General features: G+C 71.4%; 28 protein-coding genes. 10 read left to right on the forward strand and 18 right to left on the reverse strand.

What is annotated here, in order from left to right; genetic code table 11:
- Positions 1-71 precede the first annotated feature (71 nt).
- The gene (locus BIU97_RS02755) at positions 72-1,046 is read right to left on the reverse strand and encodes a COX15/CtaA family protein (RefSeq protein WP_071255631.1); all 975 of its coding nucleotides are present in this window, start codon (positions 1,044-1,046) and stop codon (positions 72-74) included.
- A 251-nt stretch (positions 1,047-1,297) separates the two neighbouring features.
- Here BIU97_RS02755 and sufB point away from each other — a divergent pair, with 251 nt between their 5' ends.
- The 5 genes from sufB to BIU97_RS02780 are packed head-to-tail and all read left to right on the forward strand — an operon-like array spanning position 1,298 to position 5,496.
- On the forward strand, positions 1,298-2,716 hold the full coding sequence (gene sufB, locus BIU97_RS02760) for a Fe-S cluster assembly protein SufB (protein ID WP_071255626.1): 1,419 nt from the start codon (positions 1,298-1,300) through the stop codon (positions 2,714-2,716).
- Positions 2,717-4,012, forward strand: a complete 1,296-nt coding sequence (gene sufD / locus BIU97_RS02765; RefSeq protein WP_071255625.1) for a Fe-S cluster assembly protein SufD — start codon at positions 2,717-2,719, stop codon at positions 4,010-4,012.
- On the forward strand, positions 4,012-4,338 hold the full coding sequence (locus BIU97_RS02770; RefSeq protein WP_083404622.1) for a non-heme iron oxygenase ferredoxin subunit: 327 nt from the start codon (positions 4,012-4,014) through the stop codon (positions 4,336-4,338). Before sufD ends, BIU97_RS02770 begins: the two co-directional genes overlap by 1 nt.
- A 55-nt stretch (positions 4,339-4,393) precedes the next feature.
- Positions 4,394-5,167, forward strand: coding sequence for a Fe-S cluster assembly ATPase SufC (sufC, locus tag BIU97_RS02775; RefSeq protein ID WP_071255612.1), 774 nt, complete (start codon positions 4,394-4,396; stop codon positions 5,165-5,167).
- Complete coding sequence (locus BIU97_RS02780; protein ID WP_071255608.1) at positions 5,167-5,496, forward strand: metal-sulfur cluster assembly factor; 330 nt, start codon at positions 5,167-5,169, stop codon at positions 5,494-5,496. The genes sufC and BIU97_RS02780 overlap by 1 nt, the downstream gene beginning before the upstream one ends.
- Positions 5,497-5,860: 364 nt before the next feature.
- Here BIU97_RS02780 and BIU97_RS02785 read toward each other — a convergent pair whose 3' ends face one another.
- A complete protein-coding gene (locus tag BIU97_RS02785) occupies positions 5,861-6,460 on the reverse strand; it encodes a biotin transporter BioY (RefSeq protein WP_071255604.1) in 600 nt (199 codons plus the stop codon).
- Positions 6,461-6,575: 115 nt separating this feature from the next.
- Here BIU97_RS02785 and BIU97_RS02790 point away from each other — a divergent pair, with 115 nt between their 5' ends.
- Positions 6,576-8,174, forward strand: coding sequence for an ABC-F family ATP-binding cassette domain-containing protein (locus BIU97_RS02790; RefSeq protein WP_071255601.1), 1,599 nt, complete (start codon positions 6,576-6,578; stop codon positions 8,172-8,174).
- Between the two features lie 631 nt (positions 8,175-8,805).
- Here BIU97_RS02790 and BIU97_RS02795 read toward each other — a convergent pair.
- Genes BIU97_RS02795 through BIU97_RS02805 form a run of 3 tightly spaced genes read right to left on the reverse strand, consistent with a single transcriptional unit; the run spans position 8,806 to position 10,501 of the window.
- Positions 8,806-9,774: an SURF1 family cytochrome oxidase biogenesis protein gene (locus BIU97_RS02795; RefSeq protein ID WP_083420797.1), complete on the reverse strand. Its 969-nt coding sequence runs from the start codon at positions 9,772-9,774 to the stop codon at positions 8,806-8,808.
- A complete protein-coding gene (locus BIU97_RS02800) occupies positions 9,771-10,079 on the reverse strand; it encodes a hypothetical protein (RefSeq protein ID WP_083420798.1) in 309 nt (102 codons plus the stop codon). The genes BIU97_RS02795 and BIU97_RS02800 overlap by 4 nt, the downstream gene beginning before the upstream one ends.
- The gene (locus BIU97_RS02805; protein ID WP_071297020.1) at positions 10,079-10,501 is read right to left on the reverse strand and encodes a DUF3099 domain-containing protein; all 423 of its coding nucleotides are present in this window, start codon (positions 10,499-10,501) and stop codon (positions 10,079-10,081) included. The genes BIU97_RS02800 and BIU97_RS02805 overlap by 1 nt, the downstream gene beginning before the upstream one ends.
- Before the next feature lie 189 nt (positions 10,502-10,690).
- On the opposite strand from BIU97_RS02805, the gene fabG reads away from it, so the two are divergent.
- Positions 10,691-11,404: a 3-oxoacyl-ACP reductase FabG gene (fabG, locus tag BIU97_RS02810; RefSeq protein ID WP_071297021.1), complete on the forward strand. Its 714-nt coding sequence runs from the start codon at positions 10,691-10,693 to the stop codon at positions 11,402-11,404.
- Positions 11,405-11,417: 13 nt separating this feature from the next.
- On the opposite strand, the gene serB is transcribed toward fabG, so the two are convergent.
- The gene (serB, locus tag BIU97_RS02815; RefSeq protein WP_071297022.1) at positions 11,418-12,056 is read right to left on the reverse strand and encodes a phosphoserine phosphatase SerB; all 639 of its coding nucleotides are present in this window, start codon (positions 12,054-12,056) and stop codon (positions 11,418-11,420) included.
- A 100-nt stretch (positions 12,057-12,156) separates the two neighbouring features.
- Entirely contained in the window at positions 12,157-13,398 is a 1,242-nt protein-coding gene (locus BIU97_RS02820; RefSeq protein ID WP_071255584.1) for a glucose-1-phosphate adenylyltransferase, read from the reverse strand.
- 47 nt (positions 13,399-13,445) lie between these two features.
- On the opposite strand from BIU97_RS02820, the gene glgA reads away from it, so the two are divergent.
- From glgA to BIU97_RS02835, 3 genes are all read left to right on the forward strand, one after another.
- The gene (gene glgA / locus BIU97_RS02825) at positions 13,446-14,645 is read left to right on the forward strand and encodes a glycogen synthase (protein ID WP_071297023.1); all 1,200 of its coding nucleotides are present in this window, start codon (positions 13,446-13,448) and stop codon (positions 14,643-14,645) included.
- A gap of 9 nt (positions 14,646-14,654) precedes the next feature.
- Complete coding sequence (locus BIU97_RS02830; protein WP_071297024.1) at positions 14,655-15,437, forward strand: ABC transporter ATP-binding protein; 783 nt, start codon at positions 14,655-14,657, stop codon at positions 15,435-15,437.
- Between the two features lie 105 nt (positions 15,438-15,542).
- Positions 15,543-15,791 (forward strand): type B 50S ribosomal protein L31, encoded by a 249-nt coding sequence (locus tag BIU97_RS02835; protein WP_017887280.1) that lies wholly within the window; start codon positions 15,543-15,545, stop codon positions 15,789-15,791.
- Positions 15,792-15,930: 139 nt separating this feature from the next.
- Here the strand turns inward: BIU97_RS02835 and BIU97_RS02840 are convergent, their stop codons facing one another.
- The 11 genes from BIU97_RS02840 to BIU97_RS02890 form a co-directional block, all read right to left on the reverse strand.
- Entirely contained in the window at positions 15,931-16,740 is an 810-nt protein-coding gene (locus BIU97_RS02840) for an HAD family hydrolase (protein WP_071255570.1), read from the reverse strand.
- Positions 16,737-19,373, reverse strand: coding sequence for a phosphoribosyltransferase domain-containing protein (locus tag BIU97_RS02845; protein WP_071297025.1), 2,637 nt, complete (start codon positions 19,371-19,373; stop codon positions 16,737-16,739). The genes BIU97_RS02840 and BIU97_RS02845 overlap by 4 nt, the downstream gene beginning before the upstream one ends.
- The gene (locus BIU97_RS02850; RefSeq protein WP_071297026.1) at positions 19,370-20,536 is read right to left on the reverse strand and encodes an HpcH/HpaI aldolase/citrate lyase family protein; all 1,167 of its coding nucleotides are present in this window, start codon (positions 20,534-20,536) and stop codon (positions 19,370-19,372) included. The genes BIU97_RS02845 and BIU97_RS02850 overlap by 4 nt, the downstream gene beginning before the upstream one ends.
- Before the next feature lie 3 nt (positions 20,537-20,539).
- A complete protein-coding gene (locus BIU97_RS02855) occupies positions 20,540-21,403 on the reverse strand; it encodes a hypothetical protein (RefSeq protein ID WP_071297027.1) in 864 nt (287 codons plus the stop codon).
- Positions 21,400-21,960, reverse strand: a complete 561-nt coding sequence (locus BIU97_RS02860; protein WP_071297028.1) for a TerD family protein — start codon at positions 21,958-21,960, stop codon at positions 21,400-21,402. Before BIU97_RS02860 ends, BIU97_RS02855 begins: the two co-directional genes overlap by 4 nt.
- Complete coding sequence (locus tag BIU97_RS02865; RefSeq protein ID WP_071297029.1) at positions 21,957-22,514, reverse strand: hypothetical protein; 558 nt, start codon at positions 22,512-22,514, stop codon at positions 21,957-21,959. Before BIU97_RS02865 ends, BIU97_RS02860 begins: the two co-directional genes overlap by 4 nt.
- An 18-nt stretch (positions 22,515-22,532) precedes the next feature.
- Entirely contained in the window at positions 22,533-23,750 is a 1,218-nt protein-coding gene (locus tag BIU97_RS02870; protein ID WP_071297030.1) for a toxic anion resistance protein, read from the reverse strand.
- Positions 23,751-23,799: 49 nt separating this feature from the next.
- The gene (locus BIU97_RS02875) at positions 23,800-24,378 is read right to left on the reverse strand and encodes a TerD family protein (protein WP_071255549.1); all 579 of its coding nucleotides are present in this window, start codon (positions 24,376-24,378) and stop codon (positions 23,800-23,802) included.
- Positions 24,379-24,409: 31 nt separating this feature from the next.
- Positions 24,410-24,991 carry a TerD family protein gene (locus BIU97_RS02880; RefSeq protein WP_071255545.1) on the reverse strand — a complete coding sequence of 194 codons (582 nt, stop codon included), beginning with the start codon at positions 24,989-24,991 and terminating at the stop codon, positions 24,410-24,412.
- Between the two features lie 19 nt (positions 24,992-25,010).
- Positions 25,011-25,598: a TerD family protein gene (locus BIU97_RS02885; RefSeq protein WP_071255543.1), complete on the reverse strand. Its 588-nt coding sequence runs from the start codon at positions 25,596-25,598 to the stop codon at positions 25,011-25,013.
- A 64-nt stretch (positions 25,599-25,662) separates the two neighbouring features.
- Positions 25,663-26,790, reverse strand: coding sequence for a DUF475 domain-containing protein (locus BIU97_RS02890; RefSeq protein ID WP_071297031.1), 1,128 nt, complete (start codon positions 26,788-26,790; stop codon positions 25,663-25,665).
- Positions 26,791-26,807: the final 17 nt, after the last annotated feature.

Raw genomic sequence — 26,807 nt, forward strand, 5'->3', positions numbered from 1 at the left:
GCGACACCCCACGAGTCGATCGACTCGTGGGGTGTCGCGGAACGGTGCCGAGGGCGCGACGCGCCCGGGCGTCAGGCGTCGAGCGGTTCCCGCAGGGCGAGGCGGCCGGCACTGCCCCGGGTCGAGAGCACGACGGCGGTGGTCGCGCCGACGAGCAGCCCGGCGAGCACCATGTGCGTGCCGACGAGGCCGGCCGGCAGCCCCGTCCGGGCCTGCGTCAGGCCGACCGCGATCTGCAGGAACTCGACGACGAGCAGCAGGAGCGCCCACTTGCTCGACAGCCGCAGGCGCACCGCGCCGACGACGAGCACGAGGGTGAGGGCGAAGAGGGCGTAGGCCGGCCAGGCGTGCACGTGCTCCATGACCGCGGGGTCGAAGCCGGTGCGGTGCAGGCGTCCGCCGTCGACCTTCTCGTCGGCGCCGGCGTGCGGGCCGCTGCCGGTGGTGAGGATGCCGACGAGCACGGTGACGACGACCGCGGCGACGGTGGCGCGGACGACGCCGGTGTACCAGGCGGGCACGAGCCGGTCGGCGGTGCGGGGACCGTGCACGGTGCGGTAGACGAGGGCCGCGGTGACGGCGGTGAGGGCGGCCGAGACCACGAAGTGCAGGCCGACCACGAACGGGTTCAGGCTCGTGAGGACGCTCAGCCCGCCGATGACGGCCTGCACCGGGATCGCGACGCCCTGGGCGAACGCGAGCCAGAACAGCTCGGGCCGGGTGCGGAGCATCCGGACGACCGCCAGGAACATCGCGACGGCGACGACGACGAGCACGAACGTGAGCAGGCGGTTGCCGAACTCGATGACCCCGTGGATGCCCATCTCGGGCGTGGACACGAGCGACTCCGCGGTGCACTTCGGCCAGGTCGGGCAGCCGAGACCGGACGCGGTGAGCCGCACGAGGCCGCCGGTGCCGATCAGCAGGACCTCGACGACGAACGACGCCCATGCGAGCGCGACCACGCGAGCGTCGACCACGCGGGGGAGCGACCACCACGGCTCGGAGCGGACGTCCTGCTCGACGGGGGTTCCGACGCGTGTCACGAGGGTGGTGCCTTCCTGTTGTTCCGTGCAGTGAACCTGTAGGATTCGAGGGTTCAGCAGCAGTCAAGTCTAGGCAGGCGCCGGCTCCGAATGAGCCGAGTTCGCCGATCACTCCACGGACTGCGTGGAACCATTGTCGTTGCGAGGGAGCAGCACCGTGTCCGCCTGTCGGCGGTCTGCGGTGGAATGGCGTCCAGACGCCACGGGTTCACACCCGAGAACGCTGTCCGCGAGAAGGAAACGAGGAGACCATGTCCGACGTGCTCATCGACCGTCCCGAGCTCGAAGGGCTCGGCCAATACGAGTTCGGCTGGTCCGACTCCGACTCGGCCGGCGCCTCCGCCCGTCGCGGTGTCTCGGACGAGGTCGTCACCGACATCTCGAACCTCAAGGGCGAGCCCGAGTGGATGCTGAAGAACCGCCTCAAGGGGTTGTCGCTCTTCGGCCGCAAGCCGATGCCGACGTGGGGTGCCGACCTGACCGGCATCGACTTCGACAACATCAAGTACTTCGTGCGCTCCACGGAGAAGCAGGCGCAGTCGTGGGAGGACCTGCCCGCCGACATCCGTGAGACCTACGAGAAGCTCGGCATCCCCGAGGCGGAGCGCCAGCGCCTCGTCGCCGGTGTCGCCGCGCAGTACGAGTCCGAGGTCGTCTACCACCAGATCCGCGAGGACCTGGAGCAGCAGGGCGTCATCTTCATGGACACCGACACGGCGCTCCGCGAGCACCCCGAGCTGTTCGAGGAGTACTTCGGCACCGTGATCCCGGCCGGCGACAACAAGTTCGCCGCGCTGAACACGGCCGTCTGGTCCGGTGGCTCGTTCGTCTACGTCCCGAAGGGCGTGCACGTCGAGATCCCGCTGCAGGCCTACTTCCGGATCAACACCGAGAACATGGGCCAGTTCGAGCGGACGCTGATCATCGCGGACGAGGACTCGTACGTCCACTACATCGAGGGCTGCACCGCCCCGATCTACAAGTCGGACTCGCTGCACTCGGCCGTCGTCGAGATCATCGTGAAGAAGAACGCCCGCGTGCGGTACACGACGATCCAGAACTGGTCGAACAACGTCTACAACCTCGTCACCAAGCGTGCGATCGCGCACGAGGGCGCGACGATGGAGTGGATCGACGGCAACATCGGCTCCAAGGTGACGATGAAGTACCCGTCGATCTACCTCGCCGGCGAGCACGCCAAGGGCGAGACCCTGTCGGTCGCCTTCGCCGGCCCGGGCCAGCACCAGGACGCCGGCGCGAAGATGGTCCACATGGCGCCGTACACGACGTCGTCGATCGTCTCGAAGTCGATCGCCCGCGGTGGCGGTCGTGCCGGGTACCGCGGCGAGGTCCGCGTCGACGCCAGCGCACACCACTCGGCGAACACCGTGCGCTGTGACGCGCTGCTGGTGGACACGATCAGCCGGAGCGACACCTACCCGGCGATCGACATCCGGGTCGACGACGTGCAGCTCGGTCACGAGGCCACGGTCTCGCGGGTCAGCGAGGAGCAGCTCTTCTACCTGATGTCCCGCGGCATGCCCGAGGACGAGGCGATGGCGATGATCGTGCGCGGCTTCATCGAGCCGATCGCCCGTGAGCTCCCGATGGAGTACGCACTCGAACTCAACAAGCTCATCGAGATGAGCATGGAAGGATCCGTCGGCTAGATGTCCAGCACCACCCCTCCCCACATCGACCAGCCGATCGAGCCCGCGGCCCCCGCCCAGGGCGGGACCCAGCACGGCGCCGGAGCCCACTCCGACGGCGGCTGGGACGCCCCCGACAAGACCGTCCCGGTCCAGACCCGCTCCGAGCGGTTCCAGTCCGGTGACCTCGACGCGTTCCCGGCGGTCACCGGGCGCGAGGTGAACTGGAAGTTCGCGCCGCTCGCGAAGCTCCAGCCGCTGCTCGACGGCGGACTCGACGGGTCCGCCTACCCGTACCTCGCGCGCCAGTCCGACGGTGCCGACGTGGACTGGGGTCGCAGCGACGACCCCCGCGTCGGTTCCGCCGGGCTCCCCGAGGACCGCGCCGCCGCGGCGGCCTGGTCCGCGCGGGACGCGGTGCTCGCGGTCACGATCACGGCCACCGACGCGAACGAGTTCATCACGCTGACCCGTTCGGACTTCGGTTCCCAGCCCCGCGCGGCGCACACGGTGATCACCGCCGAGCCGCACGCGCAGGGCATCGTCGTCCTCGACAACCGGGGTTCCGCGCTCCTCACCGAGAACGTCGAGATCGTCGTGCAGGACGGCGCGCGGCTGACGGTCGTCAGCGTGCAGGACTGGGACGACGACGCGGTGCACGTCGCGACCCACTTCGCCGAGGTCGGCCGCGACGCCTTCCTCAAGCACGTCGTGGTCTCGCTCGGCGGCGACGTCGTCCGGGTCAACCCCTCGACGCACCTCGGTGCCCAGGGCGCCGACACCGAGATGTACGGCGTCTACTTCGCCGACGCGGGTCAGTACATCGAGCAGCAGGTCTACGTGAACCACGACGCGCCGAACACGCGCGGTCGGGTCAACTACAAGGGCGCGCTGCAGGGCCAGGGGGCGCACACCGTCTGGATCGGCGACGTCCTGATCGGGCGCGCCGGCGACGGCACCGACTCGTACGAGCAGAACCGCAACCTCGTGCTGACGGACGGCACCCGCGCCGACAGCATCCCGAACCTCGAGATCGAGACGGGCAACATCGAGGGCGCCGGCCACGCGAGCGCGACCGGGCGCTTCGACGACGAGCAGCTGTTCTACCTGCAGGCCCGCGGGATCCCGGAGGAAGAGGCCCGTCGCCTCGTCGTGCTCGGCTTCCTGGTCGAGATCATCCAGAAGATCGGCGCGCCCGAGCTCGAGGAACGTCTCATCGCCGCCGTCGAGCAGGAGCTGGCGGAGGGCCGTTCGGTCATCGCGGCACCCGCTGAGCCCACCGACGCTGCGTCCGAGAACACCGAGGCGACCGCCTGATGGCCGAGAAGGTCTGCGCCGAAGCCGACATCGCGGTGGACAGCCCGATGCGGGTCGTCGTCGGCGGTACGGCCGTCGCCATCGTGAAGGACTCCGCCGGCACAGTCCACGCGATCGGCGACACCTGCACGCACGGCGACATTTCGCTCGCCGAGGGGTTCGTCGAGGGCGACTCGCTCGAGTGCTGGGCCCACGGGTCCCGCTTCTCACTGACCACCGGCAAGCCGCAGAACTTCCCGGCCTACGAGCCGGTCCCGGTCTTCCGGGTCGAGGTCCGCGACGGCGACGTCTACGTCGACGTCCAGGACGTCGTCCCGGTCGACTGAGCCCCCACACTTCCCGCGGCTGACGCCGCACCACAGCTGCAACCGAAGGAACGCAATGTCCACTCTGGAAATCCGTGACCTCAAGGTCTCGATCGACACCGATCAGGGCACGAAGGACATCCTCAAGGGTGTCGACCTCACCATCAACGAGGGCGAGATCCACGCGATCATGGGGCCGAACGGCTCCGGCAAGTCGACCCTCGCGTACACGATCGCCGGGCACCCCCGCTACAACGTGGTCGGCGGCTCGATCACGCTCGACGGCCAGGACGTCCTCGCGATGAGCGTCGACGAGCGTGCCCGTGCGGGCATGTTCCTCGCCATGCAGTACCCGGTCGAGATCCCCGGCGTGACGGTGTCGAACTTCCTCCGCACCGCCAAGACGGCGATCGACGGCGAGGCCCCGGCCCTGCGCGGCTGGATCAAGGAGCTCCGCCAGTCGATGGCCGACCTCAAGATGGACTCGTCGTTCGCCGAGCGCAACGTCAACGAGGGCTTCTCCGGCGGCGAGAAGAAGCGCCACGAGATCATGCAGCTCGAGCTCCTCAAGCCGAAGTTCGCCGTCCTCGACGAGACCGACTCCGGCCTGGACGTCGACGCGCTGAAGATCGTGTCCGAGGGCGTCAACCGCGCCAAGGCCGCCACCGGCCTCGGCGTGCTGCTCATCACGCACTACACGCGCATCCTCCGCTACATCAAGCCGGACTTCGTGCACGTCTTCGTCGCCGGCAAGGTCGCGGAGCAGGGCGGCCCGGAGCTCGCCGAGCGCCTCGAGAACGAGGGCTACGACCGCTACGTGCAGGCCGCGGCCGCCGAGGTGCAGGCCTGATGATCGCCGCACTGGCACCCGAGAAGTTCGACGAGGTCGTCGAGGGCCTCAAGGAGGTCCAGGACCCGGAGCTCGGCGTCAACATCGTCGACCTCGGGCTCATCTACGACCTCGCCTGGGACGACGACGCGAACGCGCTCGTCATCAGCATGACGCTCACGAGCGCCGGCTGCCCGCTGACCGACGTCATCGAGGGCGACACCGCGAACGCCCTCGACGGCATCGTGGACGCGTTCCGCATCAACTGGGTCTGGATGCCGCCGTGGGGTCCGGAGCGGATCACCGACGACGGGCGCGAGATGATGCGCGCCCTCGGGTTCGCGATCTAGTCGCGACCCACCGACGGACGGGAGGCGCGGTGCCAGCTGGCACCGCGCCTCCCGTCCGTTCGTCGGTGCGTCACGCGCGGGGCGCGCCGCCGAGGTCGCGCAATCTGTCGCTCGCGACGCGATCTGGCGGCACTTCGTGCGACCTCGGCGAACCGCCGGCGGCGGTTCTTGCGACCTCGGCACCCGGCCGTACGCGCGCTGCGCGCTGGGCGCGCCGCCGAGGTCGCGCAATCTGTCGCTCGCGACGCGATCCGGCGGCACTTCGTGCGACCTCGGCGAACTGCTCGCGGCGTGTCCTGCGACCTCGGCGCCCGTGCGCAGAACGGCCCCGCACCGAACCGGTGCGGGGCCGTCGTCGGCACGCTCAGCGGCGCCCGAGCGCCTTCCACGCGAGCGGCAGGACGCCGGCGGCGATGAGGGCCTTGGCGATGCCACCGACGACGAACGGGTACAGGCCGGCGGCGAGCACCGACTGGACGTCGTTCGGGGCGCCGAGCTGGCCGAGCGCCACGGCGAGCCAGGGGAGGCCGGTCACGAACGGGACGGCGCTGGCGAGCAGCATCGCGACCGCTGCGCGACCGACGTGACGGTCCCAGTCGCGGCGCGCGAGCCAGCCGACGAGCCCGGCGGCCGGGATGAAGCCGATGACGTACCCGAAGCTCGGCAGGGCGAGTGCCTGCAGGCCGCCCTGCATGTCGGCGAAGAACGGGGCGCCTGCGAGTCCGGCGACTGCGTAGACGAGCAGCGAGAGCATGCCGCGGCGTGCGCCGAGCGTCGCGCCGACGAGCACGACGGCGAGCGTCTGCCCGGTGATCGGGACCGGCCACATCGGGACCTCGAGCTGTGCCATCGCGGCGGTGAAGAGCGCTCCGCCGGCGACCAGGGCGGCGTTCGTGGCCAGGCCGTGCGACCGGAGACGGTCGGCGAGGACTGCGCGGGGAGCGAACCCGGTGGCGTTCGTCATGGATTCTCCTAGAATGGACTGCTGGTCCCGTTCGGGACCATCGGTCCCGTCAGCGTAGCGGTGCACCTCCCGCACACGTCGTTGTGCAAAACCACCAACTGATTGGACGTCCACTGTGCTTGCCGTGCACGAACTCGAGATCCGCGTCGGAGCTCGTCTCCTCATGGAGGACGTCTCCTTCCGTGTCGAGAAGGGCGACAAGATCGGACTCGTCGGCCGCAACGGCGCGGGGAAGACGACGATGACCAAGGCCCTGGCCGGGGAGACCCAGCCCACGGACGGCAAGATCGAGCGCGGTGGCGAGATCGGCTACCTGCCGCAGGACCCGCGCTCCGGCGACCCGGAGGAGACCGCCCGCAAGCGCATCCTCGATGCTCGCGGGCTCGGTGAGCTCGTCGAGGGCATCCGCCTCGCGACGCTCGACATGGCGAGCGACGACGCGGCCGTGGCCGAGAAGGCGATGCGCCGCTACAGCCGTCTCGACGACCAGTTCAACGCGCTCGGCGGCTACGCGGCCGAGGCCGAGGCCGCGTCGATCGCCTCGAACCTCAAGCTGCCGGACCGCATCCTCGACCAGCAGCTGAAGACCCTGTCCGGTGGCCAGCGTCGACGCATCGAGCTCGCCCGGATCCTGTTCTCGGACGCCGAGACGATGATCCTCGACGAGCCGACCAACCACCTCGACGCCGACTCGGTCGTCTGGCTGCGCGAGCACCTGAAGACCTACCCCGGCGGCGTCATCATCATCTCCCACGACGTCGAACTCGTGGACGAGGTCGTCAACCGCGTGTTCTACCTCGACGCGAACCGGCAGACCATCGACATCTACAACATGGGCTGGAAGCTCTACCAGCGGCAGCGCGTCGCCGACGAGGAGCGCCGCCGCAAGGAGCGCGCGGGCGCCGAGAAGAAGGCCGCCACGCTCAAGGACCAGGCCGCCCGCTTCGGCGCCAAGGCGTCGAAGGCAGCCGCAGCGCACCAGATGGTCGCGCGCGCCGACAAGCTGCTCGCCGGCCTCGAGGACGAGCGCGTCGCCGACCGTGTCGCGAAGATCCGCTTCCCGACGCCCGCCCCGTGCGGCCGAACGCCGCTCATGGCCGAGGGGCTGTCGAAGTCCTACGGGTCGCTCGAGATCTTCGCGGGCGTCGACCTGGCGATCGACCGCGGCTCGCGCGTCGTGATCCTCGGCTTCAACGGCGCGGGCAAGACGACGCTGCTGCGGATCCTGGCGGGCGCTGACCTGCCCGACACCGGCGAGATCCAGCCCGGCCACGGCCTGCGCATCGGCTACTACGCGCAGGAGCACGAGAACATCGACGTCAACCGCACCGTGATCGAGAACATGGTGTCGGCGTCGACCGACCTCAACGAGACCGAGGCCCGTCGCGTGCTCGGGTCATTCCTGTTCACCGGCGACGACGGCTACAAGAAGGCCGGTGTCCTCTCCGGCGGCGAGAAGACCCGACTGTCGCTCGCGATGATCGTGGTTTCGGGCGCGAACGTCCTGCTGCTCGACGAGCCGACGAACAACCTGGACCCGGCGTCGCGCGAGGAGATCCTCAACGCCCTCGCCGGCTTCGAGGGCGCGGTCGTCCTGGTGTCCCACGACGCCGGCGCGGTCGAGGCGCTCAACCCCGAGCGCGTGCTGCTCCTGCCGGACGGCACCGAGGACCACTGGAACAAGGACTACGCGGAGCTCATCGAGCTCGCCTAGGCGCGTTGGTCTGGTGGGACCGGCTTGACGGACGGGAGGCCCGTGGCGAGATCGCCGCGGGCCTCCCGTCCGTCGTGTGCGCACCTGACGACGTCCGGGCGGGGAGTCGATCCGCGCGTGGTGGGGTGGAACGTCGGCTCTCGGTGGTGTGTGCGGTGCGCGGTCTGCGTGGGATGGGGCGTGGGGCCTAGCTGTGCTGGTCCTGCAGTGGGAGTTGTTGTCGTCGGCGGAAGGTCACGTCCCATCGCGCTCGGCATGGGAAGACGAACCGCGCGTCGGTGGGCGGAACGTCGAGCCTCCTACGCGCGGAACTGCTCACCACGCGCAGAGCTGTTCACCGAGGGCGACGAGGCTCACCATGCGCGAGAGTTCCCATCGCGCGCCGCATGGGAAGGTGAAGTGCGCGTCGTGGGGCGGAAGGTTCGGCCTCCTACGCGCGGAACTGCCAGCCACGCGCGCATCTGCAGCGCCCTGCGGCGGGAAGTCTTCTCACGCGCGGAAGTTCCCATCGCGCGCGGCATGGGAAGGTGAATCGCGCATAGTTGGGCGGAACGTTCGGCCTCCTACGCGCGAAAGTGCCTCCTACGCGCGGAACGACCTCCGACGCGCGGAACTACACCCCACGCGCGGATCAGCGGCGCGACGCGAGCAGCTCGTCCTCGATCTCGGCGTCGGTCTTCGGCTTGGCGTCCTTGCGGCGCTGCCGCTCGAGGGCGCGCTCGCGTTCCTCGGGGTCGTCCTGGTTGAGGTTGCGGTACTCCTGCACCATCACGTACGCCAGGAAGCCGAAGCCCCCGGCCGCGAACAGGAACCACTGGATGAAGTAGCTCAGGTGCAGGCCGGTGTCGGCGTTCGGGCGTTCCCAGCCGAGGGGACGTGCCTCGGCGGGGGCGGGGGACTCCGACGCGAGCTGGCCGTAGGCGCCGGTCCAGATCGGGGTGTCGACCTTCTTCGCGACGTCGCCGAGGGTCACCGACTGCACCTGGTCGGTGTGCGCCGGGTCGGTGCGGCCGGGGATGCGGGGCTCGCTCTCCTGCAGACGGACGATCGCGGTGACCTCGCCCGACGGGGGAGCGGGCACGTGGTCGGGGGCGTCCTGCGCGTTGCCGGTCGGGACCCAGCCGCGGTCCACGATGAAGGCGCGGCCCTCCGCGGTGACGAGCGGGGTGAGGACCTCGAACCCGGGCTGTCCGTTGTGCACGCGGTTGCGGACGAGGAGCTGGGCGTCGGTGTCGTAGCGACCGGTGACGGCGACGCGGAGCCACTCCTGCTCGTCCTGCCAGCTCGACGCCGTCGGCAGCGCCTGGTCGAGCGGGACGGGGGTGTGGTCGTAGTTCTGCGCGACCTGCTCGTTCTGGCGGACGGCCTCGTTCCGGCGGTCCCACTGCCACATGCCGAACAGTGCGCACACGATCGCGAAGGCCACGGCGATCGCGAAGTAGCCGAGCCAGCGGCGGCTGCGGACGAAGCGCCAGCCGACGAACGGCTCGTCCGGGTCGCGGGAGGACTCGTCGTCGCGCCGGACCTGTGCCGTGGCCTGCTGCAGCCGGGCGGCGTGCTTGCGGCCGTAGCGGGAGTGCGGGTCGAACGGCTCCGTCATCGCGAGGTGCCGGTGGAGCGCACCCCGACGTCGTTCTTGGGCGCCGACGCCGGGTCGCGTTCGTCGTCGAGGTGGTCGACGTCCTCGTGCATGCCGGTGACGCGCACCGGGAAGGAGCGGGACCGCAGGTAGTCGGCCAGGAAGTCACGGTGCTCGTCGCACGCCGCCCAGATCTTCACGCGGTCGGCGGAGTGGATGCGCGGGTTGCGCCAGTTGACGCGCCACGCGGCGGTCGATGTGCAGCCGGCCCGCGAGCACACCGGCGTCGAACCGGGCTCGGTGTGCAGGTCGAAGGTCGCGCCCATCAGCGGTGACCCCACATCTTCGTGCGGTCGCCGTTGCGCTGCCACTCGTCCTGCGCGTTCTGGGCCTGCTCGCGCAGACGGTCCTGCTCGTCGCGGTAGGCCTGGGCGCGGGCGTCCTCCTGCTGTTCACGCAGGCGCGGGTCGACCGCGTCGTAGAGCACGATCGAGCCGGCGGGCGAGACCATGTCGCTCTCGGTGCGGCTGCCCGCGTTCGCGATGACGACGGCGACCCAGGGGATCACGGCCGCGAGGACGATCGGGATGACCGCGAACCACGAGTGCCAGGTCGTCCAGACCAGCACGGCGACGATGAACAGGACGACCCTGACGGCCATCTGCCAGATGTAGCGGGACAGGCGGTGCGCCCGGTCCTGCTCCGGCGAATCCGGGAGCGTCGTGATGCTCGTGTGCGTGCTCTTCATACAGATGGTCTCCGTCTACCAGGTCTCCAGCCTAAGCCCGCGAGGCCGTGCGTGGTCACGGCGCGCGCACGCCGGACGGCGCGTCGTGCGCAGGCGGGACGGCCGCGGTGCCTCCGGTACGCTCGTCCGGGCGTGTCCGCCGGTGATCCGGTCCGACCCGCCGGCAGACCACCACCGAACGGAGCGCTCATGACCACCCCCCGTACCGTCCTCATCACCGGCGGCAACCGCGGCATCGGCCACGCGCTCGCAGCGCGGTTCGTCGCCGCCGGGCACCGCGTCGCCGTGACGTCGCGCAGCGGCCAGGGCGGTCCCGAGGGCGCGCTCACCGTGCAGGCCGACATCACCGACACGGCCTCGGTCGACGCGGCCTTCACGCAGGTCGAGGCCGAGCTCGGACCGATCGAGGTCCTCGTCGCGAACGCCGGCGTCACGAACGACCAGCTGCTGCTCCGCATGTCCGAGGAGGACTTCACGAGCGTCGTCGACACGAACCTCACCGGCACCTTCCGCGTCGTGAAGCGCGCGACGAAGGGCATGATGAAGGCGAAGTTCGGCCGCATCGTGCTCATGTCGAGCGTCGTCGGCGCCTACGGGCAGGTCGGGCAGGTCAACTACGCCTCGTCGAAGGCGGCGCTCGTCGGCATGGCGCGGTCGATCACGCGCGAGCTCGGCTCCCGCGGCATCACGGCGAACGTCGTCGCGCCGGGGTTCATCCAGACCGACATGACGGCGGCGCTCCCCGCCGAGCTGCAGGCCGAGTTCAAGAAGCAGATCCCCGCCGCGCGCTACGGCACCGTCGACGACGTCGCCGACGCGACGCTGTTCCTGGCGAGCGACGGCGCCGCCTACGTCTCCGGTGCGATCATCCCCGTCGACGGCGGCCTTGGGATGGGCCACTAGCCCCCCGGACGCCTCAGCCGCGCAGGCCGAGCGTCGCGAGCACCGTCGACAGGTCGCGGTCGACCACGGCGACGTCGGCCTGCTCGCGGACGCGCGGCTTCGCGTCGAACGCCACCGAGAGCGCGGCGACCCGCATCATCTCGAGGTCGTTCGCCCCGTCGCCGACCGCGACGGTGCGGACGTCGTCGACCCGGTCGGCCGCGGCCCACTCCCGCAGGGCGTCGGCCTTGGCGCGCGCGTCGACGACCTCGCCGAGGACGCGCCCGGTGAGCACGCCGTCGGCGACCCCGAGCCGGTTCGCGCGGCAGTGGTCGAGCGCGAGCCGCTCGGCGAACGGGTCGAGGACCTCGTGGAAGCCGCCGGACACCACCCCGACGGTCCCGCCCGCGGCGTGCACGCCGCGGACGAGCTGGTCGGCGCCCCGCGTCACGCGGACCGCCTGCTGTGCGCGTCGGAACACGTCGGTCGGGAGGCCCGCCAGGGTCGCGACACGCTCCCGGAGGCTCTCGGCGAAGTCGAGCTCCCCGCGCATGGCGCGCTCCGTGATCGCCGCCACCTGTGGCCGGGTCCCGGCGCTGTCGGCGAGGAGTTCGATGACCTCGTCCTCGAGGAGAGTGGAATCGGCATCGAGGACGACGAGGAAGCGGGGCACGCACCAACGGTACCGACAGCAGGAGGCACGGCTGCGTCGTGTGACGCGAGCCGTGCCTCCTGTCCGGTCCTGGTGGACCCGCTGATGCGGGCGGCCGACGCTACGCCTCGACGCGGACGCCCTTGCCCACCACGGTGATCCCCGACTCGGTCACGGTGAAGCCGCGCGCCTCGTCGGCCTCACGGTCGACGCCCACCTGGGCGCCGGGTGCGAGGACGACGTCCTTGTCGAGGATGGCGCGGTGCACGACCGCCCCTGCGCCGATGGTGGCACGCTCGAAGACGATCGAGTCGAGCACCTTCGCACCAGAGTCGATGCCGCACCAGGGGCCGATCATGCTGCGCTCGACCTGTGCCCCCGAAACCAGGCAACCGAGCGACACGAGCGAGTCGACCGTGGAGCCGGTGTTGCCGTTCGCGTCGCGGACGAACTTCGCCGGGGGCAGGTTCGTCTGCTGGTTGAAGATCGGCCAGTCCTGGTTGTACAGGTTGAAGACCGGCACCGGCGCGATGAGGTCCATGTGGGCGTCGAAGAACGAGTCGATCGTCCCCACGTCGCGCCAGTAGTACTTGTCGCGGTCGGTGGAGCCGGGGACGTCGTTGCGCTGCAGGTCGTACACGCCGGCGTCGCCGCGGGCCACGAAGTCCGGGACGATGTCGCCGCCCATGTCGTGGGCCGAGGACTCGACCTGGCCGTCGCGCAGGACGGCGTCGACGAGGGCGTCGGCGTTGAACACGTAGTTGCCCATCGACGCGAGGACCTCGCCGGGGGAGTCGGCCAGGCCGACCGCGTCCTTCGGCTTCTCGAGGAACGCGTCGATCTTCGTCGGGTCGTCCGGGTCGACCTGGATGACGCCGAACTGGTCGGCGAGGCCGATGGGCTGGCGGATCGCGGCGACCGTGGCACTGCGGCCGGACTCGATGTGCGCCTGGACCATCTGGTCGAAGTCCATCCGGTACACGTGGTCGGCGCCGACGACCACCACGATGTCGGGACGCTCGTCGCGCAGCAGGTTGAGCGACTGCAGGATCGCGTCGGCCGAGCCGGCGAACCAGCGCTTGCCGAGGCGCTGCTGCGCGGGGACCGAGGCGACGTACGAGCCGAGCAGGCCCTCCATGCGCCAGGTCTCGGCGACGTGCCGGTCGAGACTGTGGGACTTGTACTGGGTGAGGACGACGATCTTCTGCAGACCGGAGTTCACCAGGTTCGAGAGCGCGAAGTCGATGAGCCGGAAGTTCCCGCCGAACGGGACAGCGGGTTTCGCGCGGTCGGCCGTGAGCGGCATGAGCCGCTTCCCCTCGCCTCCGGCGAGCACGATGCCGAATACCTTCTTTGGTGCCATGACGCTCACAGTAGGCGTCAGCACTGGGAACCCGTTACGTTGAACCGGTGCGAGTCGATCTACTGACCAGGGAGTATCCGCCGGAGGTCTACGGCGGAGCAGGTGTCCACGTTGCCGAACTGACCTCGGCGCTGCGGTCCGGGACCGACACCGAGGTGCGCGTCCGCGCCTTCGGGGCGTTCCGGGACGAGGCCGACGTCTGGGCCTACCGGACCCCCGCCGGCCTCGAGCAGGCCAACGGTGCGCTGCAGGCACTCGGCACCGACGTCGCCATCGCGGCCGACGTCGAGGGCGCCGACCTCGTGCACTCGCACACCTGGTACGCAAACGCCGCGGGCCGGATCGCGCAGTTGACGCACGGCATCCCGCACGTCGTCACCGCCCACAGCCTCGAGCCGCTGCGTCCGTGGAAGGCCGAGCAGCTCGGCGGCGGCTACCGCCTGTCGAGCTGGATGGAGCGCGAGGCGTTCGAGCAGGCCGACGGCGTCATCGCCGTGTCCAAGGCGATGCGCGCGGACATCCTGCGGTCCTACCCGTCCATCGACCCCGCCAAGGTGCACGTTGTCTACAACGGCATCGACATCGACGAGTGGAAGCCGACCGTCGACGAGGACGCCGTGCGTGCCCTCGGCATCGACCCCTCGCGGCCCAGCGTCGTCTTCGTCGGGCGCATCACCCGCCAGAAGGGGCTGCCCTACCTGCTCCGCGCCGTGGCGTCCCTGCCCGCCGAGGTGCAGATCGTCCTGTGCGCCGGCGCGCCGGACACCCCGGAGATCATGGCCGAGGTCACCGGCCTCGTCGAGGGCCTCCGGGAGCAGCGCGAGGGCGTCGTCTGGATCGACCGGATGCTCGAGCACCGCGAGATCGTGAACGTGCTGTCCTCCGGCACCGTGTTCGTCTGCCCGTCGGTGTACGAGCCGCTCGGCATCGTCAACCTCGAGGCGATGGCCTGCGGGATCCCCGTCGTCGGCACCGGCACCGGGGGCATCCCCGAGGTCGTGGCCGACGGACTGACCGGCCGGATCGTCCCGATCGACCAGGTCCAGGACGGCACGGGCACCCCGACCGACCCCGAACGCTTCGTGGCGGACCTGGCGGCGACCCTCACCGAGGTGCTCGCCGACGAGGGCCTGGCGAAGCTGATGGGCCGCGCCGGACGCCTGCGCGTCGAGACCGAATTCACCTGGGACGCGATCGCCACCAGGACACGGCAGGTCTACGACGAGGTGCTGGCCCGGACCCCGTAGGCTGGTCGCATGCCCTCGGTCGTGCGCTTGTCAGACGTCTCCGTGGTCCGCAACGGGGCCACCATCCTCGCCACGATCTCGTGGGAGGTGCAGGACGACGAACGCTGGGTCGTGCTCGGCGCGAACGGCGCCGGCAAGACCACGCTGCTGCAGGTCGCCGGGGCGCAGACGTTCCCGACCTCGGGCGACGTCGAGGTGCTCGGCACCGAGCTCGGCGGGGCCGACCTGTTCGAGCTCCGGCCCCGCATCGGCTTCGCGTCGACCGCGCTCGCCCGCCGCATCCCGGTGACCGAGAAGGTCATCGACGTCGTGCTCACCGCGGCGTACTCGGTGACGGGGCGCTGGAACGAGGAGTACGAGGAGCTCGACGTCCGTCGCGCCCAGCGCGTGCTCGACGAGTGGGGCCTCGGCGCCTTCACCGACCGCACCTTCGGTGAGCTGAGCGACGGCGAGCAGAAGCGTGTCCAGATCGCCCGCGCGGTGATGACGGACCCGGAGATCCTGTTCCTCGACGAGCCCGCCGCATCGCTCGACCTCGGTGCCCGCGAGAGCCTCGTCCGGACCCTCGGCGGCTACGCCCAGAGCTCGGACTCGCCGGCGATCGTGATCGTCACCCACCACGTCGAGGAGATCCCCGCCGGCTTCACGCACGCGCTCGTCCTGGCCGACGGCCACGTGCAGGCGGCCGGCCCGATCGACGACGTCCTGACCGACGCGACCCTAACCGAGGCGTTCGGCATCGCGCTGACCGTCACGAAGGACGCGGATCGCTGGACGGCGCGCGCGGCGTAGCGCTCCCGATCCGGCCGTCTCTCTGGTAACGTGGACGGCTGGCGCAAGCCGATGACTTCCCGCGCAGTTCGCGCAATTGCTCACGACCGCTACAGAGGAATCCCCATGAAGACCGACACCCACCCCGAGTACCGCGCCATCGTCTTCCGCGACCTGGCCTCCGGTGAGACCTTCCTGACGCGTTCCACCGCGAACAGCGACAAGACGATCGAGCTCGACGGTGCCACCTACCCGGTGATCGACGTCGAGATCTCGTCCGCTTCGCACCCGTTCTACACGGGCAAGCAGCGCATCCTCGACTCGGCCGGTCGCGTCGAGAAGTTCAACCAGCGCTTCAAGGGCTTCTCCAAGTAAGCAGCCCCGGTACGCCGGAACGGGCGGTCCTCCTGCGGGAGGGCCGCCCGTTCTGCGTGTGCGGGGCGCGGCGGAGACCGGACTCGTGAGCTGTGCGGGCGCGGGTCCTTGTGCCGGAACCCGCGCCCCCGCTGCTCCGTCAGGCGGCGTCGACGGCCGCGCGAGCCCGGTCGATGATCTCCTGGCCGGCCAGGACCCCGCGGGCGTCCGTGACGACGAGGCCCGGCGCGGTCCACCCGGCGGCGTCGAGCTCGCCGTGCGCCGGCCGGATCGCGACGTCCGCCCACACGAGCATCGCCTGGTCGAGCAGAGAGTCGCCGGCCGCGACGGTCCGAGTGGCGCCGATGCGCTCGGCGACGGCGGCGAGGGCACGCTCCTTGCGCACGGCGGTCGGCACGACGTAGAGCTTCCGGCCCTGCAGCGAGACGGTCCACCCGATCGCGGTCATCGCGGCGGTCAGCTCCGCGAGCGCGTTGTCGGGCAGCGCACGACGCTCGACCACCGCGTACGCGAAGAGTTCCTCGGCACGGTGGTGCCGGAGCAACGCCGCCGGGGGCACCGCGGCGAGCAGCCCGCGCTCGGCCTCGGCGAGCGGGGCCGACGTCGCGTCGATCTCGGCGCGCAGGGACGTCGTCCAGTCCTCGTCGGGGACGCCGTCGTGCAGCACGACGGCACCGTTCGTGGTGACCGCCCAGCCGCCGGCCGGCAGCGGCAGCCGGATCCGGCGGTACTGCGCGACGGTGCGGGTCGTCACCGGGACGACGGTCGCCCGGGCGGCGAGCTCGGCGAGGGCGCCCTCGGCCTGCCGGGTCATGAACGACAGCGGAGCGCCGTCGTACACCTCGGCCACGACGAGCGGCGGGGCCTCGTGGTCCGGGCCGTCGAGCAGCAGCGCGGCGGCCGAGTAGACGATGGTGCGGTCGAGGTCGAAGCCGACGAGCGCGGTCATGCGCGGGCCGCCGCGGTGCTGTCGGCGGTCGCGGTGTGGCCGGTCTCCGCGACACGGCTCCCCAGGGGATGGATGAGCCCGACGCAGCTGTACGCCAGGTCCGGGCGTGCGACCACCGGGACGCCGCGCTCCCGTGACAGGGCGACGACGTGCGCGACGTCCGGGTCGTCCGGGTCGCGGACGAGCACCTGCCACGGCACACGGCGGAGCAGCACGCGGGTCGTCTCGCCGACGCCGGGCTTGACGAGGTGCAGGTCCTCGATGCCGAACTCCGCGCCGACGGCCTCGACGGTGCGCATGCCCCGCCAGTCGACGGCGCGCTCCGGGGCGGTGCCGGTCGGCGGTTCGCGGTCGATCGTCTCCTGCACGCGGGCGGTCACGTCGGGGAAGCGCTCGGCGATCGTCGCGATGTAGGAGCGGGACCGGTCGCGGTCGGCGAGGTCCCGGTACTGCTTCGCGCCGTGCAGGGTGCCCTCCGGCGTCCAGCGGCGGTTGAACACCGTGCGGGACACGAGCCCGGACACGGTGGAGTTGAGGCAGGCGGACGGCACGAGGTAGTCCTCGCGGGTGCCGTGCAGCGGGGTGCAGCCGGCCGGGTCGGCGAGGACGGCGAGGTCGCTGCGGAACCGGACCCCGTCCGTCGCCGCGAAGCGGTCGAGTGCGTCGGTGAGCTCCCGGGTGATGGCGCCCTTGCCCGTCCAGCCGTCGACGAACACGACCTGCTCGGGGTCGTGGTGGGCGGCGAGCCAGCGCAGGGCCGTCTCGTCGATGCCCACCCCGCGGACGATGCTCGCCGTGTAGTGCGGCAGCAGGACGTCGTGGTGCTCGAGGGCCCAGCGGCGCATGAGGACACCGACCGGGGTGCCGGCGCGGGCGAGCGAGACGAGGACGGCTCGAGGGCGGTCCCGGAGCACCAGTTCGGTGACGACCCCGACCGCCTCGGCGATGCGTTCCGCCGAGCGGTCGAGCGCGTCGCGGTAGAGCTCCTCGTAGGCGTCGGACGGCACGTACTCGACCGGGAGCGACTCCGCGTAGTTCGCGCCCTCGAGCTGGATCGCGCGCTCCCGCGACGCGGTGTCGGCCTCGAGCTCGGCGTCCGCCAGGTCCTGCAGCAGCCAGGTGACGTCGTCGGGCTCGTAGGACCCGAACGATGGCCCGGTGAGCGGTCGCGGTGGGGTGTGCGCCGTGGTCCCGGCGAGCGGGCTGTCGACCACGACGACCTGGGGGGCGACCGCGCCGAGGGCGGCGAGCAGGCCGTCGTCGCCCTCGAGTGCGGCGGTGTCCGTGCCGGGCTCCGGCAGGACGACGATCGCGTCGAACCCGCGGACGTTGTAGGCGTAGCGCTCGCCCGGACCGTCGACGGTGCGGTCGTGGGAACGGTGCCGGACGCCGGAGCGGATGGGCCACGACGGGTCGTCGAGGATCGCGACGGGGGAGCGGGTCGTCGTCGAGGACCGGACGTCGCGTCCGCTCTGCCGGCGGAGGGCGTCGGCGACCGTGAGCGGCGTGTGCATGTGCTCCTCGGTGCCGAGCACGAGCACCCGCCTGGCGGTCGGGTCGAGCCGGGCGAGCACGTCGGCCGCGATGCCCTCGACGTCGGTGCGCGGCTGTCGGACCCGTGCCGCGGGGGTGCCGTGGCGGTCCACGGTGGTGGCCGGGGCGGCGACGCGGACCGGGGACGGCTCCGGGAGCCCGGGCGCGGACCCGGTGCGGGCACCGTCCGTCGGCCGGCTCGCGCCCGAGGCCACGAGCGCCGCGGCGGTGTCCAGGACGTCCGCCGGCAGGTCGACCCGACCCCGGCCGAGGGCGACGACGTCGACGCGGGCGCCGAGCTCGTCGGCGAGAGCCGCGGTCGCAGCGGTGTCCGCCGCGGACCGCAGGTCGACGAGGCTCGCGATGACCCAGTGGCGCTGCGGCGCGACGGCGTGCAGGGCGCGGATGGTCTCGCGGGCGGTGCGGCCGGTGCTCAGCTCGTCGTCGACGAGCACGACCGTGCCGTCCCGGGGCAGCCAGTCGGCGTCCGCCGGCAGCAGCCGGTGCGCGGTGGCGTGGGAGTGCTCCTCGGAGAACCCCGCGGCCGGCACGGAGCCGGGCGGGTCGTGCCGGGTGGAGTGCAGGTACGCGGACCCGAGGGTCTCGGCGACGAGCGCACCGAGGGCGGTGGCGGTCTCGGCGAAGCCGAGGACGAGCACGTCCGGGTGGTCGGTCCGGTGCGCGGCGAGGTCGGTGCGGAGCGTCGTGGCCGCGCGGTGCAGCCCGGACGAGCGGTCGACGTCCACGTCGAGGTCGGCATCCACGTCGACGTCGGCATCGGTGCGCTCGGTGATCGCTCGCTGGTCGCGGAGCACCGCGTCGAGCCGTGCGACGACGGCGTCGTCGAAGCGTGGACGTGCGGGGGCGTCGAGCAGGTCGGCCACGAGGGTGCCGAGGGCCTCGCCGGCGAGCAGCGCGACCGCCGGCACGGTCGGCACGTGCTTGGCGAGCACCGTCGAGACGAGCAGGTGCGCTCGCTTCGGGTTGCGGCGCAGCGCCAGGCGCACGAGGTCGCCGAGCGGCACCGTCGGGCCCTGCTGCCCGTCGGCGTCGACGACGGCCAGGCCCAGGTCGGCGGGGGACGGCAGGGGCACGTTCACGGGAGGCTCCGCTCGAGCAGGTCGACGTAGGTCACGTCGGGGGTGGACACGCCGAACGCACGGGCACGCAGCATCGTGCGCTCGGCCCAGGCGTGGTGCGGCTTCATCTCGTTCATCTTGTTGCCGTAGCGCGAGGGGGCGACCCCGCCCGACTCCCGGGCGAGCACGTCGGAGGCGTCCGAGTACTCCTCGTCGGTCACCACCGACATCGCGTGCACGAGCGGCACGTGACGCGGGTGGATGACCGTCTTGCCGGTGAGGCCGTTCGCGCGGTCGAGCGCCACCTCGCGGAGCAGGCCGTCGAAGCCCTCGAGCAGCAGCTGGCGGCGCAGTGCCAGGTCGCCGGCCTCCTGGAACGGGGTGGTGCGGAGCTGGGTCTTGAACACGCGGTCCGACGAGGGGTAGTGCTCCCACACGGGCCCCGCGACGACGAACCCGTCGTTCGCGCGGCCGAGTGTGTTGACGACGTCGCCGATGACGGAGGCGAGGACGTGCACGTCGTGCACGGTGAGGTCGGACGGGCGCCGGAGCCCGAAGACGCTCGACAGGTCGGTCGCGCCGATGCGCACCGCCAGCACGTCGGCCCGTCGGGCGGCGAGCAGCTCGTGGATGCCGGCGAGCGTCGTCGCCCGGGTCTCGCGGTGCATGATCGACGGCGACTCGAGGATCGGCATGACGAGCAGCCGTCGGCCGCCGCTCCGCGTGGCGTTCACCCGGTCGAGGACGGAGAAGTACCGTTCCCCGGCGCCGTCGGTCGCCTCGAACTTCGGCAGCACGATGCCGCTCAGCGCGTCGAGCGGGCGGTCACCGAACCGCTCGACGAGGCGCTCGAGGTGCTCGGGGCTGCGGACGCGCAGGAAGAGCTGCGGCAGCACCGCCGGGTCGTCCTCGGTGGCGAGCAGTCGGAGCGCCTGCTCGACCTGCTGCTCGGCGAGCGGGAGGTCGTCGTCGGCGACGGAGTCCTCGAGGCAGAGCACCAGGGACCCGGCACCGAGCGCCGTCTGCCGGTGCACGTCGCGCACCAGGTCCGGCCGGATGCCCGGGACGTACAGGGTCGCGCCGAGCGCGACGGCACGCAGGGCCGGATCGCTGTCGCGTCCGACGTCCTCCGGTTCGCGCAGGAACAGCGCGCCGTGGTCGTCCAGGTTCGCGAAGTGCCGCATCGGTCAGCCTCTCGGGTTCGGGGCGGAGAGGACGAACCCGAACGCGGCGAACACGTCGCCGTCGTGCGACGCCCGCGGGAAGGGTTCTGCCCGCAGTTCCAGTTCGCCGTCGAGCACCGACAGCGCGGTGATCGTCATGGTCTCGGGGTCGCCGGCGTCCACCGCCAGCACCGTGCCGTCGTGCAGGCTCACGACGGCCCGGTCGTCGCCGCGTGCCATCACGAGGGCGCGGCGGAGCGAACGGACGTGCCGGAGCGCGACGACGACGTCGCCGTCGTGGAAGCCGACCAGGGGCCGGTTGCCCGGCGTCTGCACGTCGCGCCCGGCAGCACGGCCGTCCGACGTCGTGGCGCCGACGATCCCGTCGACGGTCTCCCACGCCACGCTGGTCGCGCCGGACACACGGAGCGCCCCCACCGCCGAACGCCGGCGGTCGACGCGCACGACCGGGGTGTCCGGACCGAGCATCCTGACGTCGGCCGGATCGGGTGCCGGGAAGGGGCGGACCCGGGAGGCGCGGGCACGTCGGCGTTCGAGCACGCGTTCCGAGACGGTCCCCTGCGCCGCCGCGGTGCGGTCCGGCGCGCGCGTCTCGTCGGCGGGCGCGGGCGCGGTCCGCGAGGCGGGCGGGGTGGCGGCCGGTGCCGCGGCCGGTGCCGCGGGCGGTGCTGCCGGCGGTCGGTCGAACCCGAGGCTCAGCCCGGCACCGCGGGCGACCGGGGCAGCCGTGCCCGCGCCCGCGCCGGTGCTCGTGCCCGGGTCCGTGCTCGGACGCGGGTCGTCGGCGACCGCTCCGGCGCCTGCGCTCGACGGATGGTCCTGCGCCGGACGCGTGCGTCGTCGCAGGTACGGGTGCCGTGCGGTCATCGCGCGCGGCCGATGCCGTGGTCGGCACGGAGGCCGGTGAGGCCCGTGGTGTAGCCCTGCCCGACGGCACGGAACTTCCACTCGGCGCGGTGCCGGTACAGCTCGCCGAGGATGACGGCGTCGATCGTGTGGTTCCGCTCGGAGGGCAGTGCGAAGCGCACGAGCTCACGGCCGTCCGGCGCGCACACGCGGATCGCCATCGAGCGGATCGACCCGAGGTCCTTCGGGGACCGCGGGTCCGGGTCGAGGTACACCGCGAAGACGATCTTGTCGACGGCCTCCGGCACGGAGCGGAGGTCGACGTCGATCTCCTCCTGGTCGGACTCGTCCACGTAGCGCACCGCGGCCGAGGCGTCGTCGATCTGGTTGAAGAACACCAGGTCGTCGTCGGAGAGCACGCGGCCGTCGGTGCCGCAGACGATCGCCAGGGGCACGAGCTCGGCGGACGGGCCGCGGCTCGGGATCTGCTCCCACGCGATCCCGACGACCACGGCGGTCAGGTCGGGGTTCTCGGCGGTGAGCGCGGCGTTCGCGCCGGGCACGAGCTCCCCGGTCACGAGCCCGCTCCCGGGAGTCGCAGGCCGGGGTCGCCCTCGCCGAGACGCCCCTGCAGGAAGCGGCCGTGCGCGGAGAGCTCGGCGATGGCGCCGCTCCTGATCTGTTCGTGCATGTCCTCCACCGTCTCCGCGACGACGTCGAGTTGGGCCGCCAGCGACCGGGTGGTGGCGCTGTCGGGCGTGCGGTCCTCCGGCGGGAGGGAGCGGTAGGTGCGCACCGGCGTCGGGACGTAGTCGCCCACGATCGCCTGGAACAGGTACCGCTGCTCGGTCGACGCACCCTGGGCGACGACGGTGCGGGACACCTGGCGCAGCTGGTCCTCGACGTGCCGGACGCGCGACGAGATCACGGTCGGGAGGTCGGCGCCGGCGGCACGGACGACCGTGCGCAGGTCGTCGAGGCCCGCGGCCGTCGCGGCGTCGTCGGTGGCGCCCCCGGAACCGCGCACGTCGATGCGCGCCGCCGCGGCAGCGGCCACCGACGACGCGGACTCCGGCTCGGGCGGACGTGGGTCGTCACCGCGGCCGAAGAGCCCGCGGAGCCGGTCACGCACGGCCCGTGACCGCCTCGGTCATCGGGTCGGACGGTTGGAGTCGTCGGACTGCAGGGAACGCTCGAGGTAGGGCTTCGAGCGTTCGATGCCGGACTCGAGCGCCGCGACGGTCGAGGACATGTTCTTCGCGGCCTCGGACCGGAAGGTGTCGATCGCGTCCATCGTCTGGAACACGTTGTCGAACGCCTTCTGCAGCGTCTCCACGCTGACGCCGGAGTTCGTCGCCTGCTGGTGGATCCGCGTCGTCTGGTCGCGCAGCATCTCGCTCGTCTGCAGGATCATCGCGTTCGTGGTGTTGTTCACCGCGTCGATCTGGTCGAGCACCATCTTCTGGTTCGCCAGGGCCTGCGCGACGATCACCGCGGTGCGCAGCGCGGCGATGGTCGTGGTCCGGGCCCGCTCGACGCCCTTGATGAGCTCGGTGTTGTTCTTGCGGATGAGGTCCATCGCGAGGTAGCCCTGCACCGACACCGCGAGCTGGGTCAGGATGTCCTGGTGCCGCTGGCGGACCGGGAAGAGCACGTCCGACTCGAGCTTCTGCGCCTCGTCGACACGGCCGCTGTTCCGCAGCGTGTCGATCTTCTGCACCGCGGCCGCGTCGAGGGCCTTCGCGAAGACGGCGTACTCGCTCAGCTGCTGCATGGTCTCCCACAGCTGGACCTTCTCGTCGGCGAGCGAGGCGTTGTCCTTGCGGAGCTCGTCCTGCCCGGCCATGAGCGACTTGATGATCGCGTCGAGCTGGGTCTGCGCCGACTCGTACTTCTGGAAGTACTTCGCCAGCTTGTTCCCGCCCGGGATCATGCCGAGGATCTTCCGGCCGGTGCTGAGGTCGGCCTGGTTCGGCGTGAGGTCCTCGACCGTGGAGCGGAGGTCGCCCAGGGTCGAGGCCACGCGCACCTGCGCGTTGTCACCGGTGCGGCGGGCACCCGCGACCGAGGACTGCGAGCGGTCGAGCATGCGCGACGAGAAGCCGCCGGAGCGGGCGATCTCGCCACCGGCGATCGACGTGATGCCGTCGACCTTGTCGCCGAACTCGGGGGAGCGGGGGTCGAGCGCGGCGACCTCGTCCACGAAGTCGCGCGCCTGTGCGGCGATCTGCGACTGCCGACCCGGGTCGACCGGGACCATGCCCGGCGCGTCGTCCGGCGTGACGGTCTCCGGGGCGTCCGCCGGCTTGAGGACGAGGGCGTCCTCGGCGTTGTCGGCGGGCTCCGGCGGGGCGAGGGGTCCGGGCATCGGTCTGCTCCTGGTTGCTGTCGGTGCGGGTGTGGTGGGTGCGGCGGGGTCAGCCGAGCTGGACGCCGAAGTCCGTCGCGATGCCGGCGAGGCCGGTCGTGTAGCCCTGGCCGACGGCGCGGAACTTCCACTCGGCGCCGTTGCGGTAGAGCTCCGAGAAGATCATCGCGGTCTCGGGAGCGGCGTCCTCCGACAGGTCGTAGCGCACGATCTCGGTGCCGTCCTGGTCGAGCACGCGCGAGTACGCGCTGCGGACCTGGCCGAAGTTCTGCCGTCGCGCCTCGCCCTGGTCGATCGAGACCACGATGACGACGCGCTCGACGTCGGCGGGCACGGCCTGCAGGTCGATGGCGATGCGCTCGTCGTCGCCGTCGCCCTCGCCGGTCCGGTTGTCGCCCTGGTGCTCCACCGAGCCGTCGGCGCTGCGCGGCTGGTTGTAGAAGATGAAGTCCGCGTCGGAGCGGACCTTGCCCGAGGCGCCGACGAGCAGCGCCGAGGCGTCGAGGTCGAACTGCTCACCGGCGGTGGTGCGCGGGTCCCAGCCGAGGCCGACGGTCGCGACGGTCAATCCGGGGCTCGTCTTGGTGAGCGAGAGGTTGTTGCCCTTCGCGAGGGTGAGTCCTGCCATGGTCGTGCCTTCCGTTCGTTCGGGGGTGGCGTCAGTCGAGGACGACGCCGTAGTCGGTGGCCACGCCGCGCAGGCCGGTGGCGTAGCCCTGGCCCACCGCGCGGAACTTCCACTCACCGTCGTACCGGTAGATCTCCGAGAAGATCATCCCGGTCTCGGACGCGGCGTCCTCGGTGAGGTCGTACCGGACGACCTCGTTGCCGGTCTCGTCGTTCACGACGCGGCAGAACGCGCCGCGGACCTGGCCGAAGTTCTGCCGACGCAGCTCGGCTTGGTCGATGGTCACGACGATGACGACGCGCTCGACGTCGGGCGCGACGGCGTCGAGGTCGATGAGGATCTGCTCGTCGTCGCCGTCGCCCTCACCGGTGCGGTTGTCGCCCTGGTGGACGACGGCGCCGTCGACGGACTGCAGCTGGTTGTAGAAGATGAAGTCGTCGTTCGACCGGACCTTGCCGTTCGCCGCGACGAGGAGCGCCGAGGCGTCGAGATCGAACTGCTCGCCCGCGGTCGTGCGGGGGTCCCAGCCGAGGCCGATCATCGCACGGCGCAGGCCCGGGTCGGTCTTGCTGAGGGAGAGGTTCGTGCCCTTGGAGAGCGAGAGGGAAGCCATCTGGTGCGGGTCCTTCCGCTCAGAGCGCCGCGGAGGCGGGGGCGACGAGGTCCTGCACGGTCCGGCCGTTCGCACGGTCGCCGATGGCGCTGAAGCTCCAGCCCCCGCCGGATCGCGACACCTTGGCCATCACCATGGCGGTGTGCGGGCCGGAGTCGGTCAGCTGGTAGCGGGCGACCTCGGGGGAGCCGGCCGTGGAGTCGTCGACGAGTCGGCAGAACGCGTTCTCGACGGTGTCGAAGGTCTGCCGGCTGTAGCTGCTGATCACGAAGACGATCTGCGCGACGCTCTGGTGCACGGCGCTCAGGTCGACGCGGATGGTCTCGTCGTCGCCGGCGCCGTCACCGGTGAGGTTGTCACCGGTGTGCTGCGCGGAGCCGTCCTTGCTGCGGAGCTGGTTGAACCAGACGTAGTCGACCGCGGTGCCCTGGGCGTCGAAGAAGATCGCCGAGGCGTCGAGGTCGACGTCGGCGGCCTTGCGGCCCCCGAAGAGCCCGCGCCTGACGGCGACGGCGTCCCATCCGAGGCCGAGTCGGACGCGCGTCAGTGCGCTGCCGTCGCTCTTCGTCAGGGAGAGCGACTGACCCTTCTGCAGGCTGAGTCCCATGGGGTGACCTTTCGTGGTGTCGGTCCACGTCCGGGGGCGGACGCGGTGTGGGGCGGTGCGACGCTCAGTGCGTCGCGACGGCGGTGTCCTCGACGGGCGCGTGCGCGGCCTTGCGACGGTTGCGCACCACCGAGGAGAAGAACGCGGCGAGGATGAAGACCACGCCGATCAGGCCGGTGACGACCTCGTTGATCTCGGTCGTGATGGTGACGAGCAGGATCACGGCGAGGGCGCCGATGGCCCAGTGGGCACCGTGGTCGAGGTACTCGAACTCGTCGAGCGTGCCCTGCCGCACGAGGAAGACGGTGAGCGACCGGACGAACATCGCGCCGATGAGGCCGAGGCCGAGCGCGATGATGATCGGGTCCGCCGTGATGGCGAAGGCTCCGATGACGCCGTCGAAGGAGAACGACGCGTCGATCACCTCGAGGTAGAGGAACAGCAGGAACGCGGCGCGTCCGGCGACGTGGCCGAGACGACGCTGCTTGCCGATGCGGTTCGCCTCGGCGACCATCTCGCCGGTGTTCTCGAACGAGTTGCCGTCGTCGTCGGGGTCGCCGACGTCGAAGAGCCCGCCGAGACCGGTGACCAGGAAGTACGTGATGAGGCCGGCGATGCCCGCGACGAGGACGACGGCCTGGTGGTCGCCGGAGGTCGCACCGAACAGCGCGAGGAGCGCGAGGGCGACGACGACGTTCACCATCGGCAGCTTGCCGATGAAGAGCAGCGGCCGCTCGAGCCAGCGGAGCCAGAGGATGTCGCGTTCCTCGAACATGAAGTCGAGGAAGATCATGAGCAGGAACATCCCACCGAACGCGGCGATCTGCGGGTGGGCCTCGTGCAGCAGGTAGGCGTAGGTGCCCGGCTCGTCGATCGGGCCCTTCTCGAGGGCGAGCTGCACGGCCTCGACCGGGTTGAGCTGCGCCGTGACGCCGACGATGAGCAGCGGGAACAGCACGCGCATGCCGAAGACGGCGATGATGATGCCGACCGTCAGGAACATCTTCTGCCAGAACGGGCTCATCCGCTCGAGGATGCGGGCGTTCACGACCGCGTTGTCGAAGCTGAGGCTGATCTCGAGCACGCCGAGGATCAGCGTGATGGCCACCGCGCTCCAGCTGCCGTAGATCAGGGCCGTGGCGAGGGCGAGGACGGTGATCACGAGGGACCAGCCGAAGGTCTTCAAGAACACGTGTGACGGTCTCCCGG

The organism is Curtobacterium sp. MCBA15_009 (genome assembly GCF_001864895.1).
Lineage (GTDB): Bacteria > Actinomycetota > Actinomycetes > Actinomycetales > Microbacteriaceae > Curtobacterium.